The organism is Gilliamella sp. wkB171, assembly GCF_001693755.1.
Classification (GTDB): domain Bacteria; phylum Pseudomonadota; class Gammaproteobacteria; order Enterobacterales; family Orbaceae; genus Gilliamella; species Gilliamella apicola_F.
In genome coordinates this window covers 1-4,726 of the sequence record NZ_LYST01000050.1, presented here as the reverse complement: position 1 = coordinate 4,726, position 4,726 = coordinate 1, and the positions used below count along the sequence as shown (strand labels likewise).

Sequence of the window (4,726 nt, the reverse complement as noted above, 5' to 3'; positions counted from 1 at the left end):
ATAGAAAGTATAATTAAATAAATTATTACCTAACCTCCTATAAAATAACGAGATTTATTTCCTGTTATTTTTTTGATAATCTTTATAATCAAAACAGATAAAAAAAGGACTATCATACTAAACAAAAAACCTATAAATAATTCTACATAACCTGAACGGTTGTACAAAACCTGTTTAAAAAAGTTATTATTCAAAAAGACATCAAAGAATAAATAATTAGCAATGAAATCATGAATAAAAAATAAAGGAAAACTAATATCAGCAATATTTGATAATAATGAATACAACTTATTTTTTATTTTAACAATATTCACAAAGTCTAGACAATATAATATTAATAAGAAAATAAAAATTCGAGTTGGAGTTACTAGTATTGTTGTACTTGCATGAAATCCTGGGATAATTTGATATAAAACGAGTGTAAAAAATAAAACAATAAAAAGAAATAACGACACGCAAAATATATTTCTTCTCATAAACGACATCAATAAGTTATAGTTTTGGCGAATAGACATACCAATTACGTAAACTGGTAAAAAATAAAAGAACATTACGAAAACTTTTAAGTTATTAGCTGGTCTAGGATACATTAATAACCACAAAAAACAAAATAACGATAATATCAAAAGATTTTTATCTGATAACATTTTAAACACTGGTGATAAAATATATATGATTATAATCATAGGGATAAACCATAAAGGCCAAGAAATATTACCTTTTAATAAAAGGTAAGAAAATTGATAAAAAATATTTATAATATCATTTTCATTTATGTAATTTTTATATAAGATGAGGAATAAAAAAAGCGTTACCACAATATATGGAATAATTACATTTTTAACTTTGGAATAGTAATATTTTTTTATTGAAAACTTAGGAGACAAATGTTGGAATAGAAAGCCAGCTATTAAAACGAATGATACCGTCCAACTAAAAGTTAATTCAGAAAAAAAGAAATAGTAAGAAGACCCTGAAGTCATTTTATTTGGTATATCTGTAATATGAAATTTACCATAACAATGACACATCACAATAATGATAATAGTTATACCACGTAAAATATGAATAGAATTAACTCTCTTCAAAGAGTCAATATTAGAAATGTTCATAGAAATCCTTTTCTGTAACCAATAAAAACTTGTAAATTATTCTTTTTCGAGAAATAGCTGATATTCTGCAGGTGTTCCCATAAAGATATGGTCATTAATATCAACAACTTTAAAGCGTACATTATAGTGATTTTTAATCAGGCTATTAAATAAAGGCGCGATATAAATTTCACCGATTGTTTGATTAATTGATTCATTATAAGCAAGCTGATATATTTTTTTATTTTTAAAAAAATATATTCCATTTGAACACAAATCTGAAATACGTTCTTTCTCAGTTGTTTTTAATACTTTATCAGTAGATTCATCAGGTAAAACAAAAGACCAATGATCACCCTCCCCCTTAAAAACCTCTAAATAAGCATCACAATCAACATTATAAAATGAGAAGTTTTTGCGATATGTATCTATATTGAAAATTAACATATTTTCATCTTCTGGAACTTTATCTAGATTTAGATAAATAGTTTCTGCTTGACCTCTCGTTTCTGTTTTCAACGTTACTATTTCAAAATTAGTTATTTGAATTTTATCAAGTTCTTGCTCGATAAATGAAGTGGTATCATATACATCACGACAAATAAATAAAAATTTTTCTGAATTATAATAGCGTTCAAAAGACTTTACCGACCATTCAAATAAGCTGCGCCCATGAGCGTATAACTTATATTTTGGTTGTCCAAATCCGGCTTTAAAAAAACGGCTACTAAGACCTGCCATTGGAATAATTATCATTTTTTAGATCCTTATATAATTTAATTGCCGTAGCGATAAAAGCTTTCTGACGATTAGGTTTATCATAATGCAATGGTAACATTGATAAAAAAAGTGTAATTGTAATCGCTAAAATTTCTCGATAACAATATCCTAATTTCTCAATCTCGTCTTTTATATGATTAGAAATATTTGCTACTTGAGAAGGCAATTCTAAAATAATTTTATTATTATTTTCCATTATTGAAAAACGATCAGAGACAATAAAATCATATTTACCTATTGCTGAGTGGACTAATTTAGCTAGATCATAACGAAGATCACCATAAACACTCAAATTATCATTAAAATCTAATCCTCTAGGATCAATTACTTTGATATTATTTCTCTGGAAATCAAACAAAATATTACTAAAACAAAAATCCCCATGAACAAAGGTAGTAATTTGATTGGAATTTATACAGCCATGTGCAAATTCTAAAATTTCTATTAAGGAATACGATTTATTCTCATCATCTAAAATTGGAGCACCATAAACAGGGTTTTGTGACAAAAAATCATTTAATCTTTTATTATTTTTCATAATTAATGATTCATAGAAACTACAACTATCCTGCCTTTCTATTTTTTTACATTCACGTAAAAAATTAAAACAAGAATTAATTATCAAAGACCAGATATCTGACGGGTGATTACCAAATACAAACATTTCTGTTAATGTAGGGCAATACAAATAATCTAATTTATAAGAAAAATACTCTTCTTTTTTACTAGTACTTATTAAGCGAGGAGTAAAATGAATTAAATTTTCAGGAATATTCATAAACCAATTTGCCTCTGCTTCCAGTTTTCTTGATTTATGAGATTTTTTTTCTACATAGTATTTTGTTATTTTTAATTCATTAAAGGCCCTTTGAGTTGTGACAATTGTTTTGGAGTCATAAAATGTATTCAAATGCCCAAAATCTAGCCAATCATTTCTTTTCTCTAACTTAAAATTATACTTATCATTATATAATTTTATGCTCTTTGATAGATCAAACTCAGTTGCAATTAAACAATGTATCAATACTAATGGATAATTGACAGTCAAAATACCACAAAAAATTTGCTTTAAGGCAAACCCCTCTTCTGGTATTTCTAACCAAATATAATTATATTCAGAATGTGCAGTATATATAACATTGTTAGATAATTCTTTTTTAGACAAACCATCTTTTAACAGTGTATCTCCATAATATAAAGTAACACTATTAGCATTATCTGGTATTACGGACGATAGACAAAATGCTATAGCCTGCCCTAAAGAAAAAGAATCATCAATATAAACTATTTGTATATTTAAAAAATCTAATTCTAACTTATCTTGCTCGTCTAACTTATAAGTTGCGGGTAATGTAAGATAGATAATCTCATCTGGACATTTATTTCTAATACTACGAATTTGGTAATGGTACAATCTTTTATTACCAACAGGCAAAAAGGCAGGTGGTATTTTTCCAAACTCAACTCTCAAATCTTGCTCTGTGTATTTTGCAGATAAAATAAAGATCATTTTTCATTACCTAATAATTGTAAAATTTCTTCATACGAAAGGGAAATAAATTCGCTTGGCCTTATTGCTTTATCATCGACATAAAAACCTTCAAACCCACACCATGGCTTACCAATGTATATTTCATCGAATGGTATATTATTCTTTTGCAACCAATCTATCATAATTGGTAAAGTAAACTTATTTATCTTACCAAGATTACCATCAAAAGTATTAACATTTCTACTACTATTTAAAACTATAGTAAACCCCATCTCTTTATATTTAATTAATTGATTTACAACCTCTTGGTTGATAATTGCATCCTCATAGCCAATTTTTCCTTTTCCTTTAGTTAAAGTCATATCAACATCCATAACTAATCTTTTCATTCGATTTTTCCTATTCTTGATTGAATGTATAATGTATTTTAATTAAAAAATAATATTTTATCACTTGAAAGTATATAAAATTAAAAATTGCTGTAAGCATTAATCATGTAAATATATTCGTTACTTAAAAATATAAATAAAATTAAGGTGACTTATTATTAAATTTATTCTAGAATCTCCAACACCTAGCCTATTGAACTAACCTATTATATTATTATGATATATATTTCAATTCCTGTACATGAGGCTCAAGATGTAATCGTTGATCAAGTTTATAACTTTAGCAGATTTATTCCCGATTGTTGTGTCGTTCTTCATGTATCTAAATTAGCCTCATTTTGTAAAGATAATTTAAAAAAAATTATAGATGAAAAAAAAATAAATAATGTTTTAATCAATCCTTTATCAGTCGAAACATCGTGGGGAAGTATTATTCAAGCTCACATAGCTAATGTTAATTACATAAATAGTATTTCAACGAATCAAGGTGATAAAATTATTTTTCATGCATCAAATGACATGATTGTAAAAAAAGGCTTAGATTCCTTGTTATCTAATTCTTCAAATTTATTTCATACTCGATATTATGACCGACATGGTTATTGGTGGCCAGCAAACATTGTACTAGATCAAGATGAAATATTTTTAAAAGCATTAAGAAGTGTAGGCTCAGGAAGAGTCGTTGCATCACAAATTGAAGGCTCAATGTATCAATTAGATGTTTTGAATGAAATAATAAGCCTAATTGAAAAATACGAAATCATAAAAAAAAGTAAAGCCTTATATCCTCGTGAAGAATTTTACTTTTCTTCTTTTGCTGATGCTTTAGGAATAGTTCCTAATAATACACCTTATATTTATTCTGAAGTACATTATTTTGATATGATATTATGGAACTTTTTTGATAAAATCGATAACTCACAACTACCATTAAAAAACATTTTAAAAAAATATATAAATAAAATTTTATTTAA

General features: G+C 26.2%; 5 protein-coding genes. 1 reads left to right on the top strand and 4 read right to left on the bottom strand.

The window, feature by feature from the left end; translation table 11 throughout:
* Window positions 1-29: 29 nt before the first annotated feature.
* From A9G03_RS10055 to A9G03_RS10040, 4 genes are read right to left on the bottom strand one after another with little or no spacing between them, the layout of a single operon-like run.
* Window positions 30-1,112: an acyltransferase family protein gene (locus tag A9G03_RS10055; RefSeq protein ID WP_065799137.1), complete on the bottom strand. Its 1,083-nt coding sequence runs from the start codon at window positions 1,110-1,112 to the stop codon at window positions 30-32.
* A gap of 36 nt (window positions 1,113-1,148) precedes the next feature.
* A complete protein-coding gene (locus A9G03_RS10050; protein WP_065799136.1) occupies window positions 1,149-1,847 on the bottom strand; it encodes a capsular biosynthesis protein in 699 nt (232 codons plus the stop codon).
* A complete protein-coding gene (locus tag A9G03_RS10045; RefSeq protein ID WP_065799135.1) occupies window positions 1,819-3,381 on the bottom strand; it encodes a phosphotransferase in 1,563 nt (520 codons plus the stop codon). The genes A9G03_RS10050 and A9G03_RS10045 overlap by 29 nt, the downstream gene beginning before the upstream one ends.
* Entirely contained in the window at window positions 3,378-3,752 is a 375-nt protein-coding gene (locus tag A9G03_RS10040) for a capsular biosynthesis protein (protein WP_065799134.1), read from the bottom strand. Before A9G03_RS10040 ends, A9G03_RS10045 begins: the two co-directional genes overlap by 4 nt.
* Window positions 3,753-3,968: 216 nt before the next feature.
* Between A9G03_RS10040 and A9G03_RS10035 the strand changes: the two genes are divergently transcribed.
* Window positions 3,969-4,726 (top strand): hypothetical protein (locus A9G03_RS10035; protein WP_143425848.1); only part of this gene is annotated, 758 nt, incomplete at its 3' end.